Below are 12,971 nucleotides of genomic sequence, written 5' to 3'. Positions count from 1 at the left end.
TCTTCAGCTTCTTCTGGCGTCGGTTATGGCGGTGGTCCTCCAGCCCGGCACCCCGGTCCGTTGGCGAGGGCCGGGATATGGCGACGACAACCGTGACGAGGGCGAGACCGAGACGGAGGAGTACGTACGGCCGGTACGCACCGCCGTCGAGACGGACAACACCGCCGCGAGAACCGTGCTAGCGGCGGCGACGTCGTCGTAGCGGTCGAGCGGCGCGATGGGTTCCACTGGACGTCTGCCAGCGCACACGCTCACCGGTGAGAGAAAAGGACTGGGTGCGAGAATCGAACCTCGGTCGGACTTGCTCGCTCCGCTGCGCGTGTCCTCCCTGCTTCGATTCGCTTCGACGGACCGTCGTCTGGTCACGTTGTTCGCAGAAGAAGGTCCGGGTGCGAGAATCGAACCCGCGTCTCAGCCTCCACAAGGCTGAAGGATAGTCCACTACCCTAACCCGGACACGCACCAGAACGTACCCGGGTCGAACTCAAATACGTTACGACTCGGTGGGGGCTCCGTCATGCGGTGTCACGGTCGGAACCGCGACGTTTTTGCCCGTCACGACGCTATCGTGGGGCAAGCGTGGCCATCACGGACAAGATCTACGTCAAGAACCACCGGCAGTTGAGCTCCCAGCTCGACACGAACATCCCCAAGGGCGTGTTCAAGGGGGCGACACTGGACATGCTGTTCAACGGTGGTGAGGCGCTGGAGAAGCTCGACGAGACGACGCGCGAGCGCATCCTCGACTTCTCGAAGGACTTCATGGACTGTGGCTGTGACAACAGCCCGTACTGTGGCCACCCCGAGGAGAAGTTCGTGCGCTACCTCCTCGAACTCCGCGCCCAGGGCCTTCGCCCGTCGGCCATCGTCGACGTGATGGGCGACGACTACATGGTGTACGCCTACGAGGGCGACGTGCTCTCGTTCCTCGACAACTCGGTCCGAACGCTGGAGGCGATGGAAGAGCTGGCGCGGGTCGAGGGCAACGAGGATGCCCGGAAGGCAGCGAAACGCGAGAAGGAGACGCTCTCGGGCTAGCCCAGCTGGTACGGTTCGTCGTCCCCGTCCTCGCCCGCGTCGAGGTCCTCGAGATGGATGACGTCCTCCTCGTCCTCGTCGTCGACGCGCTCGCGGAGGTAGGTGACGTACTGCTTGTACTCGTCGAGCTGCTCGCGCAGGTGGTCGGTCTCGAGTTCGAGGCGTTCGTGCTCGCGGACGAAGCTCTTCGGCACCTCTACCTTCGGCGGCCACGCCTCGTCCACCGGCGTCTCCGCCGGTGCCTCGTGCTCGGGCATCACCGCGACCTGCCCGTCGTGGGCGACGAGCATGTCGACGTAGTCGCGGAACACCGCAGACAGCGAGAGGTCGCGCTCCTCGGCGATCTCCTGCAGCGTCTCGAACGCGTCCTCGTTGACGCGGAACGAGACCGTCTTGTTCTTGTTGCCCATGCTACCCGTAACTGTCACACAGGCACTTGAACGTTCGTCAGACGCTCGGTGCGGTGGTGCCGTTGGCCGCCGGACGGGGCAGCAACGCCCGGTCGGTTCGTCGGACCGACACCGTCCGCTCCGAATCCGGCCGGCTGCGTCGGCCCAACCACAATCTTCATTGTTCGTTTCAGCGAGTGTTGGGTATGAATGGTACCGATGGGCCACGCGTCGGACCGTCGGGGACCCGTACGACACCAGTGCTGGTCGGTGCCATCCTCCTGAGCGTCCTCGTCGTGCTCGCCACCACCCTGCTCCCGCTCTTTTTCGTGTTCGGGTTCGGCGGCGGTTCCCTCGGGACCCTGCTCTGGTACCTCCCGTTCCTCGTGCCGTTCCTCGTCGTCGGGGTCGTCGGTCTCGCCGTCTGGCTGTCGGCCCGCGGCTCGTCGGCGCAGGCGGGCGACGACGAGCACGCGGCGGCGGACCCCCTGGACGTCCTCGAAGCCCGGTACACGGACGGGGGGATAGACCTCGAGGAGTACGAACACCGGCTGGAACGGCTCTTCGAGCTCGACGGCGAGTTCGACGCGCATCCACGGGTCGAGCAGCTGGCGATCCGCTACGCACGCGGCGAAATCGACCGGGACGAACTCGCCGCCGGCATCGAGCGTCTCGACGCGGCCGAACCGGCGGTCAGACCGGAAGAGCTCGAGGGGCTCCTCGGTCCCGACACCACGGCCGCTGGAGGTCCCCGCGTGTTCGAGGACGACGTGTCGAGCGTGACGTTCACGGTCGACCGGCCCACGGGGGCGAACGGCGACCCGACCGCCATCGAACTCCTCAGACAGCGGTACGCCGAGGGCGGGGTCTCCGACGAGGAGTACGAACGGCGACTCGAACTGCTCCGCGAGACAGAACGCGGGACGGAGCGGTAGCTCGCGGCTCGCGGGCGCTTCCGAGACGAAAAATATCGCCGAGTGGCCCTTCAGGCCGTCGCTTCCGGCTCCGCGTCGACGTCGACGCCGTCGAGGCTCTCCAGCGCGGTCAGGACCTCCTCGCGGTAGCTGTCGAGCAGGCTCGCGTCGTAGCGCTCGGTCGCCATCGCGGCGTACTCGTTGGTGTCGTCGTCGAACGCCTCGATGCGGTCGAGGGTCCGCTCCGCCGTCTCGACGACCCAGCGGTCACGGGTCGCCTCGTCGACGGCGGTGATGGACTCGGGCCGCAGCGAGACGTTGATGCTGCCGTCGTCGGTCTCGAACGTCCGGGGCTTGCCGACGACCGAGACGTACGCCGGCGGCTCCGTGTCGCGGAGGAACGCCGCCGCCTCGGGCTGGTACTGCCCGGCGTAGATGAAGAACGTCCCCGTGGGGTCGACCACGCGGCCGCGCCAGTACTCGGAGTCCTCGCCGATGTCCTCGGTCTCGGTGAGCGTGCCGACGACGAACACGCGGTTCGCGCGGTCGCCCGTCGGCAGGAGCGCGAAGTTCGGGGCGCGCTCCTCGTCGGACTCCTTGAACGTGTACGTCGCGTCGTTGAACTCGCGTGCGAAGACGCGCTTTGCGACCTCGCGGGTGGGTGCCTGGCTCATGTCACATCGACCTCGCTCGGATGAGCGTCGCCTCGGTGTCCGGACGCTCGGTCAGTTCCTCGACGTCGTCGGCCAGCACGTAGCGGCCGAACGTCGGGCCCGTCACGCGGTAGTACACTCCCATGACCTCGTCGCGGATCTCGTCGGCGACGACGGTCGTGTCGAGTGCGTCCATGGCCATGTCCTTGGCCTCCTCCAGCGAGATGTCCGCGACGTCCTCCGTCGCGGCCTCGTTGAAGATGACCTCGTGGGCGTCGACGCCGTCGTCGACGACCGCCTTGATGCGCAGGTCGAAGGTGCCCTCGACCTCGCCGTGTTCCGCACAGCGCCCGTTCTGCAGGACGCGCGTGCAGTCCTCCTCCGGACAGCGCTTGATGAGGCCCGAGCCGGACTGGATGTCGACGAGCGCGCCCTCGATGGTGACGTCGTCGTCGCCGACCTCGATCTCCTCGTCGAGCTCCTCGATGGTCGTGGTCCGGTTGAGCTTCACGGAGTACTGGCCCTCGTACTCGTCGGTGACGACGTTCGAGAGGCGGTACACCTTCCCCTCCTCGAGTTCGGGGAGCTCGGAGGTGGTGAACGAGACGAACTTCTTGGTGCCGGACTCGTCGCCGACCAGCCCGACCTGGGCGATGGAATCGGAGCGCGGCTCCCAGAGCTGGGTGACCTTCACCGTCAGGTCGACCCACTGCTCGTCCTGGTCGATGTCGCCCAGTTCGACTTCCTGGCTGGAGCCGCCCGCGAGCTCGTCGCGGTCGACACCGGTCTCGTCGACGTAGTGGCTCCGGACGCTGCGCGTTGCCTCGTCCATCGGTACCTTGAACTCGTCGACCAGTCGTTCCAGTCGTTCCTCGATCTCGTCGACGGACACGTCCGCGTGTCCGGAGAACTGTTCGTGTAGGTCTTCGGCGTGCTGTCGCACATCGGTCATGGTTGGCTCTGTCTCCGCGTGTGTTCAGTGGGAGACGTATCGACGTTGGGGCGCGATGGTATTTAAACTGTGCCAAGCGCGGTGAAAGTGAAATCGGCGTCTGGACGCGAAACGAGGTCTTCCGGCCCCAGAACGGCAGTATCCGTCGGTTGGAGGTGAGCGGAGGTGGACGACCGACGCGACTTTGTGGCCCGCCCCGCTACGGTCGTCCATGTCAACGGGCCTGCGCCGACTCCGTGCCCGAACGCCCGCCGCCGGGCGGTGGTCCCGGTGAGCGACGACCCCGAGCGCGGCATCGGCGGCTACATCCGCCGCGCCATCCGCTCGGCCGGCCGGCAGTACGAGCAGTCCCGCGAGCAGTTCACCACCGGGCGCACCGTGAACCGGCTGCCGGCCGACGAGCACGGCCGCGCGAAGATCGTCTGCCGCCGTCACGCCGACCGGCGCGCCGTCATGCTCTCCGAGGACGGCGTCCCACCCTGTTTCGAGGCCGAGAACCGCGACTGTCAGGGCTGTCTGGAGGACATCCGCGAGGGGGTCATCGAGACGTGGTGACGACCGTCGCGCTGGTGCTCGCCGGCGGCACCGGCACCCGGCTCTATCCCGCCAGCAGGGCCGACCGCCCGAAGCAGTTCCTCGACTTCGGCGGCGAGGGTTCGCTGCTCGCCCGCACCGTCGACCGCGTCGCCTTCGCCGACGAGACGTACGTGCTCACCGGCGACCGCTACGCCGAGGCAGTGCGGGAGCACGCGCCCCGTGCCGGCGTGCTGGTCGAACCCACGGGGAAGGATACGGGACCGGCACTCGCCTACGCCGCCCGCAGAATCCGCGAGCAGGTCGACGACGCCGTCCTCGTCTGCGTGCCCAGCGACCACCACGTCGACGGCGACTTCGCGACCGTCGCCGGGCACGCCTGCGAGGTCGCCGTCGAGACGGGCGGGCTGGTGACGATGGGCGTCGAGCCGACCAGGGCGGCGACCGGCTACGGCTACATCGAGCCCGCCGGGAGCTTCGAGGACGGCGGCGGCGATCCCGCCGACGGCGTCGCACCCGTCGCGTCATTCCGCGAGAAACCCGACGAGGTGACGGCTCACGAGCTGGTCGACGCTGGCTGTCTCTGGAACGCCGGCATCTTCGCGTGGACACCCGACGCCTTCCTCCGGGAGTGCCGCGGGACGCCGCTCGAACCGGTCGCCACGGCGGACGACCCCGCCGAGGGCTTCGCCCGTGCGGAAGCACTCAGCGTCGACTACGCCGTGCTCGAACGCACCGACGACGCGTACGTCGTCCCCGCCGCCTTCGACTGGGACGACCTCGGCGCGTGGGACGCGCTGGAGCGGCTGACCGACGCGGGTCTCGGCGTCGAGGACCGGGACGGGAACGCCGTACTCGGCGACGGGCTCACCGTCGATGCATCGGGCAACGTCGTCGCCAGCGACGAAAAGCACGTCTCGCTCGTCGGCGTGGACGACCTCGTCGTCGCCGCCTTCGACGACCGGGTGCTGGTCGTGCCGAAAGACGAGGCCCAGCGGGTTCGGGAGGTCGTGAGCGCACTGCGGGAGGAGAACCTGTTCTGACTCAGCTCCGCAGCCGCCCGCCGTCCACCGGCACCGACGCGCCGGTGACGAAGCTCGCCCGGTCCGACGCGAGGAACGCGACGACGTCCCCGAACTCGTCGGGGTCGCCGATGCGGCCCATCGGGATGCCGTCGGCCCAGTCCTCGAGGCCCTCCTCGTAGGTGCTGTACTCCCCGCGCTCCAGGCCCTGTTCGACCAGCTCCTCGATGCGGCTCGTCTCGTGGGCGGCGGGCAGGACGACGTTCGCCCGCACGTCCGGAGCCCACTCCCGGGCGACGGTCTTCGCGACGCCGACGACGGCCCGGCGCACGCCGTTCGAGAGCACCAGCCCGTCGATGGCCTCCTGCACGCTGGTCGAGGTGACGGCCGTCCAGGTTCCGCCGCCGTCGGCGAGGTGGGGGGACGCCTCCTGGAGCGTCCAGACGGCGCTCATCACGAGCAGGTCGTACGCCTCGTAGAAGTCCCGCTCCGTCATGTCGAGGAACGGGCCCGAACGTGGACCACCGGCGGAGGTGACGACGTGGTCCAGTCCGCCGAAGGCCTCGACCGTGGTGTCGACGAGGTCCGTGATGTCGTCGGGGTCGGTGATGTCCGCCTGTCGTGCGAGCACGTCGCCGTCGAGGCCCTCGAACGCCGCCTCGGCCTCGGCGAGCCGGTCGGCGTCCCGGCCGCAGATGGTGACGTTCGCGCCCTCGCGGGCGAGTGCCTTCGCGCTGGCGAGGCCGAGCCCGGCCGAACTCGCCGTGACCAGTGCCGTATCGCCGTCGAGATGCAGGTCCATGGACGTGACGACGTGGCCCGAGGACTAAGCGTTGGGGACGGCGGTAACCGGGGTTCCGTCCGCGTCGGTACTTCGACTGGCCGGGTGGCGCGCAGCTGTCTCGGAATCGCTCCGCGATTCCGATGGCCAGTGAGAGCTCGCTCTCACGCTGGCGAGCGTGGCGAAGCCCGCGAGCCGCACTCGTGCGAGGGAGCGTGCGACCGAGCGGGAAGCAGCGAGACGACGGAGGAGTCTCGTACGGCTCCCGGGAGCGTGGCCCGCCGGGGATCTCTGGCTGTTCGAGTCAGGTGAGCCACTCCCAAGACGAGGAGCTGGACCCTTCGAGGTCGCCTCTGCGACGCTGCATCTCTGTACAACAGGAACGGCTCTGCCACGCAGGTTGTGAACTCAAATACAGGATAGGCCGGTCGGTGGACTGTCCAGATGCCCCGACGCGGGTTCGTTCGGCCGTCAGTTGCCCCAGAAGTTATCGCGGCTTCCGAGGCGTTCGCGCTTGGCTGGCCGGTCGCTCTCCTCCTCGTCCTCGCCCGCACCGTCGTCGGCCTCGCTCTCCTCACCGTCGTCGTCCTCGCCCTCCATGGGGAGGCGTTCGACCTCGTCGGCGCGGGCGTGGTTGTTGTGGACCTTCGTGATCTTGACCTTCGCACGGGCCTCGGGGAGGACGCCGTCGACCATGACGATGAAGCCGTCCTCGGTGCGGCCGACACCGGCACCGGACTCGTGGATGTCGGTGACGTCGACGACGATCTCCTCGCCACGCTTGACGGGCTGGGTCTTGAGGTCGGAGATGGGCTGGTCGTAGTGACCGCACCACTCCATGCCGCCACGATCACCGTAGTGGTTGCAACCCATCCCCGAGATTCGCTCCTGAAAACTGGGGCAGTCGTCTGCGAGTGGACAGTCCGGCATGGACTCGTGTAGCGGGGCGGGCGTCTAAACGCTTGCGCATCGGGGGACGGGCCGGCAGGAGCCGCCTGTGGCTGGCCGTGACGGCGGCCCAGGCAGCACCACCCACACCGGACTCGCAACCGGTGGACTGGTCGGGGGGCGACACCCCACAGACCGGCGCTTGATATCGCCGCAACCGGTTTGCAATAAAACGAGCGTGAGAGGGCCTGTACGGCCCGAATCGTTAACAGTGGTGACCGCTTCGGACCGGATACAGACTGAGTACGGACACCAGATGACAACCACCCGCCCAACACGGTCACTGGCGGCGGTGCTCGTCCTGTTGCTCGTCGCGACGCCGCTGGTGGGGGCCACGGCGTTCGGCGGGGCCGCGGCCACGCCGCGGCTTGACGACGTATCGCCGACCCAGCAACGGTCGGGGGTTGGGGGAACGTCCGACACCGGGTTGTCGGTCCAGTACGAGCTGGCACCGGTCGACGCGGCCGACGGACGTGTTCGCGTGCGTGCCCAGTTCCGGCTCTCGGAGTCGGTCTCGCGGGCCGCAATCGCCGTCCCGGACGGCGCGAGCGTCGAGTCCACCGAAGGGTTCGACGCCGCCGGCGACGGCTACGACTACCGGTGGGACCAGCACGGCGACGCCTCGATAACCTACGTCGTCGACGCCACGCGCTTCGCCAACGGCGGGCTGGAGTCCATCTCGACGCAGGAGTGGTCGTTCCTCTACGAGGACGCCGTCGACCTCGCGACCATCGACTGGTGGTACTACGGCGAACAGCCGGGGAGCAGCCGCACCCTCGCGCTCGCCGACGGGGTCGAGGGCTGGGCCGGCGACGACGTTGCCGTGGTCGGCCCGGTCACCGTCACCGAGGAGACCCGTGGCGGGCACACCTACCGGGTCGTCAGGTCGGACCGCGCCGACGGCGCACGACCGACCGACGAGGTGTTCGACCTGCTCGCCAGCGCCGACGCCTCCTTCCCGGTCGGCGACCGCGGCGACACCACGACGGTGGTCCTGCCGCCCGCGGCCATCCGCTCGGGCGGGCTGGCGACGGTCCGTCGTGGTCCCGACCGCGAGCTCTGGGCGCACGGCTCGACCGCGGTGTTCGCCCACGAGCTCGCCCACGTCCGGCAGTCGTTCACGCTCGCCGACGGCAGCGACGGCCCGTCGATGCACTGGCTGCTGGAGGGCATGGCCGAGTACCAGGCCGCCGTCGTCGAACTGCGCGCCGGTCGGCTAGCCGAGGACCGGTTCCGCGAGCGCGTCACCACCGACGCACACGTCGACGCGACCCTCGCCGACCGCTCGACGTGGTCCTCGCCGAACGTGCCCTACGACAAGGGCGAGCGGGTCGTCGCCGCGCTCGACGCCGAGATACGGCTGGCGACCGGCGGCGAGCGCAGCATCGTCGACGTCTGGCGGCTGCTGAACGCCCACGACGGCACCGTCAGCTACGCCGACTTCGTGGCGGTGGTCGAGGCCGTCGCCGGGGGCGAGATGGAGGGCTGGCTCGACCGCTACGTCCGGACGGACGCTGCTCCGGCTGTCCCCGGGGGCGCTCCCGGGCTGGACACGATCCCGGACGACCCGCCGACGTCGCTCGACGCCGACGCGATGGAGGCCGACATCGACGCCGTGGACCCGGCAGCAGCCTCGCCCGCCGAGACGACGACTGTCGCCGCACTGGGCGTCCAGCGACCCGTCGCGGGGGCGCTCGCACTGCTCGCGGCGTTCGTGAGCGTCGCGCTCGGCCTGCTCGCCGTGGTCGAGTAGTCGCGGCGAGAGGCGTCCGCGAGCGCAACCGTTTCCCCCGTCCCACCCCGAGCCGGAGGTATGTCACGGCGCGTCCCCGAGATGGCCATCGTCGTCGGCGTGCTGTTCGCCGCCGGCTGGCTCGCGTTCGTCGTCCTCGTCGAGGGTGACCGGCTGCTCAGCGAGCCCGCCGCCATCCTCCCGGTCGTGCTCGTCGCCGCCGCCCTCTGCTACCCCTTCGCCGCCTGGGCGGTGTACTTCGACGACGACCCCGCGGGTACGTTCCCGCCGGGACCGGTCGCCGCGGTCGCGGGGCTGCTCGCACTCGTCCCCGTGCTGGCCGGTGCGCTCGGCGGTCGGGCGCTGTTCGGCCTGCTCGTCGCCACCACGGTCGCCCTCCCGCCGGCGGTGTACGCGCTCACGTACGGCGACTCGCTCCCCCCGGCTCGGGCGACGCTCGCGGCCGGGACGGTCGTCGGGGTCGGCGTGCTGACCGCCGGACTGCTCGCGGGACAGCCGTACCTCGCCGCACCCGTCGCCCTCGCCGCCTTCCTCGGCGGCGTCGCCGTCCACGACCGCGCCGGCGCGCCGCTGCTCTCCGCGACGCTCGTGTTCGGCGCGAGCGCACTCGTCGCCGCCGCGCTCGTCGGTGCGAGCGTCGCGCTCGGTCGGTCGCCGTCGGTCACGCTGGCGACCGCGCTCACGGTCGGCTTCGGCGGCGCTGTGGGGGCGCGGTTCCTCTCGCGACCGTCGCGCTGGTGACGGGCGTGCTACAGCAGGCTGATACCCCACGCGAGCAGCGCGACGGCGGCGAAGCCGGTGACGACCACCAGCCCCGGCGTCTCGGGGACGGCCGGGTCGTCGTTCGTCAGCTGCTCGTACGTCGACGCGACGACCATCCCGACGCCACCGACCGCCATCAGTACGCCGCTGACGCTGAACTTGCCGGCGACGAGCGAGGGCACGCTCACGGCGGCGAGGACGAACCCGCAGACGACGAGCGAACCGTGGTAGAGGAGGGACCTGTTCATCGTACGAGGTTTCTGCACGATTGTGTATATGTCTGCTGCCTGTCGGCGGCTGTGCGAAGAAGTTGCCCTCCTGGTCGGGGTCGCTCCGCTCCCGTTCAGGCCAGCGGCGTCCGCTCGACGACCTGCCCGTCGTACGTCGGGTACTGCTCGACGATCTCGCCGTCGTCCACGTCGCCGTCCTGTATCATCTCCTCGAGCAGCCACCAGGCTATCTCGACGTGGTTCGACTTGACGGTGTAGAACTCCTCGGGGACGCCGAGCGCCTCGAACTCCGCGGGGTCGGCGTAGGTCTTTCCGTACACCAGGGTCCCGTCGTCGGTCACGTCGTCGAACTCGCGGCGGACGTTCCGGGCCATCCGTTTGAGGCGGCGACGGTGCTGGGCGGCGTCCTTGAACACCGAGGTGCAGAAGTACACCCGGTCGTGGTCGCCCATCACGTCGAGGATGGCTTCCCGGGAACCGTCGACCGCGCTCATGTGGTCCTCCTTCAGCTCGAAGCCCTCCTCCTGCATCCGGCGGTAGTTCCCGTCGCTCATCTCGAACTCGTTGACGTTGCAGAACTCCGCCGCGCCCTCGTCGAGGAACTCCAGGAACTCCTCCTCGGGGCGGATACCCGGGATCTCGAACGCCGGGGTCAGCCCCTCCTCGCGGGCGATGTAGAGGATCTCCTCCCACTCCGTGCCGTGCATGTCGCCCCAGAGTTCGAGGGGCGGGTGGAAGCGGATCTCGTCGAGGCCCGCCTCCGAGAGGCGGCGCATGTTCTCCCGGCCGCCCGGGATGCCGGTGTAGAGGTGCGTGTGGTGGTCCTCGCCGAACTCGTCTTTCAGCAGCGAGAGGTAGTGACACGTCCGGTCCATCGCCTCCTGGGGCTCGCCGCCCGTGATGGAGGTGCCGAGTGCGTCCATCCGCTTCGCCTCGATGATGACGTCCTCGTCGGACTCGACGAGGCGCTCGTTGGCGTAGACGTCCGTGACGTTCTTCCGGTTCTCGCCGAGCGGGCAGTAGAAACAGTCGCGCTGGTCGCAGTAGCCGTAGACGAACATGACCATCTTGCCCCCCTCGGCGCACTGTTCACAGCCCTTCGAGATCATTCGTTGTACTGTGAGTCGGTCCGGAGCGGGAAAAAGCGTGCGAAACGAGTCGTAGATGCTGATGCTGGTTCGTCGGGAGTGTTTCCGATAAGTAACCCTGTGTCCGTCCCGATTCTCCGCGTCTACGGACTCCGGTTGACTGGGTGCTCTGTCACTGGCCTCATAACGAACAATTAAACGGGTGAGTGTAGGGGTTGATACGTTTTCCCACCCATCTTCGAGACGGGAGATATGACCCCCACAACCAGCGGTGAGCAGATTACTCACCGATCTCCCACCCCCCACACTCCCAACCGTGTCCAGGGAACGTAGATTGGCTGTAAACAGCCAATCGATTTTTTGCCGTTCGGTGTCGGTCCTGTACAGCTCAACGAACAGTCAGAGAGCTCCCCTGACGAAGGATTTCACCGGTGCTACCCCGTCAGAAAGCCCCGAGCGTCTCGACTCGGGGGACTCGCGAGACTCCTCCGCCGTCTCGCTGCCCTCCGCTCACTGCGTTCGCGGGGACCTCGCTCCGTTCGGCACGCTCGCCAGCCGCGCGCCAGGTGGTTCGTTCAATCGACCAACGACGCGGCCTCCACGACCTCGGCGAACTCGCCCGACAGCTGCGCCAGCGCGGCCCGGTGGTTGGCTTCCGCCGAGATCGTTCCACCACCGGGCACGTCCCGGGCGTACGTCGCCGTCGCGTCCGACACGACGACGGGCGAGAAGCCGCGGTTCTCGGCCATCCGCGTGGTCGTCGAGACGCAGTGGTCGGTGGTGAACCCGCAGAGGACGATTCGGTCGTGGGAGGTCTCGCGCAGCCAGGGTTCGAGGTCGGTGTCGAGGAACGCACCGTTGACCGACTTGGCGAACACCGGCTCGCCGTCGCGGGGTTCCAGCCCTTCGATGTAGGCGTTGCCGGGCTGTTCGGGCCGCAACGTGGAATCGGGCTCCGTCGAGTCGTGTCTCGCGTGGGCGACCGGCCAGCCGCGCTCGCGCCAGGCGGCGAGGAGGGCGGCGATGTTGTCCCCGGCGTCGGGGTTGTTCCGGTCGCCGCGTGCGGGGTCCTCGAACGCCCGCTGGGCGTCGACGACGAGGAGTACGTCGCTCACGCCCGGACCTCCAGCGGGCAGTCCTCGAGGTCGCGCTCGTCGTTCGGGAGCACGTACTGCTTCCACTCGTGGCTCTCGTCGTCCTCCCAGTCGCCGAGGTGGGCGTGCGGGCAGACGTCGTCGTAGCCCTCCAGCCGGTCGTGGATGACCTCGCGGGCGCGCTGGCCGGCCACGGTGTCGCCCGTGACGCCGGCGAAGACGCTCCGGGGCTGGACCGTTACCTCCAGGCCGTGGGGGTTGTGCCGGCTGTGCCGCCGGTCGTGGGCGGGCGTGCGGGCCGTCGGGAAGATCGGCTCGCCGGCGTAGCAGAACTCGAACTGGTGGTGGTCGGGGTCGGTCGGGAACTCCTCGGGCCACGGCTCGGGGTCGTGGTCGTGGAGGAACTGGAGCACCTCCCAGTAGCGGTCGTGCCAGTGCTGCTCCGGCTGCTCACCGTCCTCGTTCCGGAAGAACGCGACGAGGGACGTGCGCGGCGAGTGGTGCTCCTGCGTCCGGAGGTACGCCCGGGTCACGTCGGCGAACCGCGCCAGCGACTCGTCGTCGAAGCCCGGGACGAACGTGTACAGCGCCCAGCCCTCCTTCTCGGAGTCGACGCCGAAGAAGCAGGGGAAGGGCGTGCCGTCGCGCTCGCCGAGCATGTCGGCGCGGAAGGTCTCGTAGTGCTCGCGCGCCCAGTCGGGGAGCGCCCCCGCCGCGAGGCGGTCGTGCAGGCGCTCCTGGTCGAACAGGCGGACGAGGTCGGTGTCGGCCAGTGTCGCGTGGGTGGCCGTCTCGCTCATGCGAACGTGTTCG

General features: G+C 69.0%; 15 protein-coding genes and 1 tRNA gene. 6 read left to right on the top strand and 10 right to left on the bottom strand.

What is annotated here, in order from left to right; genetic code table 11:
• Positions 1 to 383 precede the first annotated feature (383 nt).
• Positions 384 to 456 (bottom strand) — tRNA-His (locus tag NO345_RS02075).
• Positions 457 to 579: 123 nt separating this feature from the next.
• Here NO345_RS02075 and NO345_RS02070 point away from each other — a divergent pair.
• Positions 580 to 1,038, top strand: coding sequence for a DUF5814 domain-containing protein (locus NO345_RS02070; RefSeq protein ID WP_256296068.1), 459 nt, complete (start codon positions 580 to 582; stop codon positions 1,036 to 1,038).
• Here the strand turns inward: NO345_RS02070 and NO345_RS02065 are convergent.
• The gene (locus NO345_RS02065; RefSeq protein ID WP_256296067.1) at positions 1,035 to 1,448 is read right to left on the bottom strand and encodes a DUF8146 domain-containing protein; all 414 of its coding nucleotides are present in this window, start codon (positions 1,446 to 1,448) and stop codon (positions 1,035 to 1,037) included. The two genes, NO345_RS02070 and NO345_RS02065, sit on opposite strands and share 4 nt — an antisense overlap.
• A gap of 185 nt (positions 1,449 to 1,633) precedes the next feature.
• On the opposite strand from NO345_RS02065, the gene NO345_RS19960 reads away from it, so the two are divergent.
• Positions 1,634 to 2,362 (top strand): SHOCT domain-containing protein, encoded by a 729-nt coding sequence (locus tag NO345_RS19960; RefSeq protein WP_256296066.1) that lies wholly within the window; start codon positions 1,634 to 1,636, stop codon positions 2,360 to 2,362.
• Positions 2,363 to 2,412: 50 nt separating this feature from the next.
• Here NO345_RS19960 and NO345_RS02055 read toward each other — a convergent pair whose 3' ends face one another.
• Both NO345_RS02055 and NO345_RS02050 read right to left on the bottom strand, forming a co-directional pair.
• Positions 2,413 to 3,015 (bottom strand): RPA family protein, encoded by a 603-nt coding sequence (locus tag NO345_RS02055; protein WP_256296065.1) that lies wholly within the window; start codon positions 3,013 to 3,015, stop codon positions 2,413 to 2,415.
• A 1-nt stretch (position 3,016) separates the two neighbouring features.
• Positions 3,017 to 3,946, bottom strand: coding sequence for a replication factor A (locus NO345_RS02050; protein ID WP_256296064.1), 930 nt, complete (start codon positions 3,944 to 3,946; stop codon positions 3,017 to 3,019).
• A 270-nt stretch (positions 3,947 to 4,216) separates the two neighbouring features.
• On the opposite strand from NO345_RS02050, the gene NO345_RS02045 reads away from it, so the two are divergent.
• The gene (locus NO345_RS02045; RefSeq protein ID WP_256296063.1) at positions 4,217 to 4,501 is read left to right on the top strand and encodes a DUF7091 family protein; all 285 of its coding nucleotides are present in this window, start codon (positions 4,217 to 4,219) and stop codon (positions 4,499 to 4,501) included.
• Complete coding sequence (locus NO345_RS02040; RefSeq protein WP_256296062.1) at positions 4,495 to 5,523, top strand: mannose-1-phosphate guanylyltransferase; 1,029 nt, start codon at positions 4,495 to 4,497, stop codon at positions 5,521 to 5,523. Before NO345_RS02045 ends, NO345_RS02040 begins: the two co-directional genes overlap by 7 nt.
• 1 nt (position 5,524) lies before the next feature.
• Here the strand turns inward: NO345_RS02040 and NO345_RS02035 are convergent, their stop codons facing one another.
• Both NO345_RS02035 and NO345_RS02030 read right to left on the bottom strand, forming a co-directional pair.
• The gene (locus NO345_RS02035; RefSeq protein ID WP_256296061.1) at positions 5,525 to 6,304 is read right to left on the bottom strand and encodes an SDR family oxidoreductase; all 780 of its coding nucleotides are present in this window, start codon (positions 6,302 to 6,304) and stop codon (positions 5,525 to 5,527) included.
• Positions 6,305 to 6,754: 450 nt separating this feature from the next.
• Complete coding sequence (locus NO345_RS02030; RefSeq protein WP_256296060.1) at positions 6,755 to 7,213, bottom strand: TRAM domain-containing protein; 459 nt, start codon at positions 7,211 to 7,213, stop codon at positions 6,755 to 6,757.
• Between the two features lie 274 nt (positions 7,214 to 7,487).
• Between NO345_RS02030 and NO345_RS02025 the strand changes: the two genes are divergently transcribed.
• Positions 7,488 to 8,984 (top strand): M61 metallopeptidase family protein, encoded by a 1,497-nt coding sequence (locus NO345_RS02025; protein WP_256296059.1) that lies wholly within the window; start codon positions 7,488 to 7,490, stop codon positions 8,982 to 8,984.
• A gap of 60 nt (positions 8,985 to 9,044) precedes the next feature.
• A complete protein-coding gene (locus tag NO345_RS02020; RefSeq protein ID WP_256296058.1) occupies positions 9,045 to 9,725 on the top strand; it encodes a hypothetical protein in 681 nt (226 codons plus the stop codon).
• Positions 9,726 to 9,733: 8 nt separating this feature from the next.
• Here the strand turns inward: NO345_RS02020 and NO345_RS02015 are convergent, their stop codons facing one another.
• The 4 genes from NO345_RS02015 to NO345_RS02000 form a co-directional block, all read right to left on the bottom strand.
• Positions 9,734 to 9,994, bottom strand: a complete 261-nt coding sequence (locus tag NO345_RS02015; protein WP_256296057.1) for a hypothetical protein — start codon at positions 9,992 to 9,994, stop codon at positions 9,734 to 9,736.
• A gap of 95 nt (positions 9,995 to 10,089) precedes the next feature.
• On the bottom strand, positions 10,090 to 11,085 hold the full coding sequence (locus NO345_RS02010) for a radical SAM protein (protein WP_256296056.1): 996 nt from the start codon (positions 11,083 to 11,085) through the stop codon (positions 10,090 to 10,092).
• A 554-nt stretch (positions 11,086 to 11,639) separates the two neighbouring features.
• Positions 11,640 to 12,179, bottom strand: coding sequence for a cysteine hydrolase family protein (locus tag NO345_RS02005; RefSeq protein WP_256296055.1), 540 nt, complete (start codon positions 12,177 to 12,179; stop codon positions 11,640 to 11,642).
• Entirely contained in the window at positions 12,176 to 12,958 is a 783-nt protein-coding gene (locus tag NO345_RS02000) for a YqcI/YcgG family protein (RefSeq protein ID WP_256296054.1), read from the bottom strand. The genes NO345_RS02005 and NO345_RS02000 overlap by 4 nt, the downstream gene beginning before the upstream one ends.
• Positions 12,959 to 12,971 lie beyond the last annotated feature (13 nt).

The sequence above is a fragment of the Haloarchaeobius salinus genome (genome assembly GCF_024464185.1).
Lineage (GTDB): Archaea > Halobacteriota > Halobacteria > Halobacteriales > Natrialbaceae > Haloarchaeobius > Haloarchaeobius salinus.
Note: the sequence above shows the minus strand (reverse complement) of the source record. Positions and strands in the feature narration are given on the sequence as shown.